The sequence below is a fragment of the Campylobacter concisus genome, from assembly GCF_015230015.1.
In the GTDB taxonomy this organism is placed as follows: domain Bacteria; phylum Campylobacterota; class Campylobacteria; order Campylobacterales; family Campylobacteraceae; genus Campylobacter_A; species Campylobacter_A concisus_AF.
The window spans coordinates 1-874 of sequence record NZ_JAAKZC010000037.1; the positions used below are offsets into that span (position 1 = coordinate 1).

The 874-nt window shown below is 38.2% G+C and carries 1 protein-coding gene; it reads right to left on the minus strand.

What is annotated here, in order from left to right; all coding sequences use genetic code 11:
* Window positions 1-874, minus strand: an 874-nt coding sequence (locus G6W42_RS10345; protein ID WP_194173934.1) for an Ig-like domain-containing protein, incomplete at both ends; no start/stop codon positions are given.

The window sequence follows — 874 nt, forward strand, 5'->3', positions numbered from 1 at the left end:
ACTGGATCACATCACCAGCTTTTACACTACCGTCTGTTGGGATATCTATTACCCAGTGAGCTTTGCCGTCTTTTATAGCAGCCACTTCAGCAACGCTTAGAACGCCGTTATTATCTGTATCTTCTAAAAATCTAACTTTTGGATTGCCGATAGTTAGATCCACATCTACACTACCAGATACTTCTTTACTAGCATTACCTGCTTGATCAACGATCTTAGCTGTTATGGTTGAAGTTTGTCCATCAACTACTGGTACTTTAACCTCTATGTGTCCTTTTGCTTTATCAGCATCAGTTATAGGGTGTGATTTTTCTTCACCATTTACAGTGTATTTGATCACATCATTTACTACTGCATCTGTTGGGATAGAAATTTTAGCTGTTGTGTTAGCGTTATCACTATCGCTACCGTTTTCAGCTTTATTTAGTTTGCCATCTTTTGGATTGATATCTTCAACAAATGTGATTGTTGGCTCTGATGGAGCTGTATGATCGTTTGGATGTTCTATATTACCAGCTTCAACTCTATCTGTACCTACGTTACCGGCTTTGTCTATTGCTTGAACAAATACTGGAGTACCTGGTTGAATGGCTTTATCTAGTTGAATTACGAAGTCACCTGCATTATTAGCGTGACCTTTTCCTATAATGTTGTTGTTTTCATCTCTAAATAATATCTCAGCATTTGGCTCATCTGTATGACCTGTTCCCATAGTTAGCTCTGCTATATCATCAGCTTTGCTATTAGTATCGATTGGAGTGATTTTAACGTTTACAAGTTTTGGAGCGATTGAGTCTAGATCGATTGTAGCTTCATTGCTTGGTGTGCTCTTACCAAATTTATTCTCAGCAGTTGCTGTAAATTTATGCTCGCC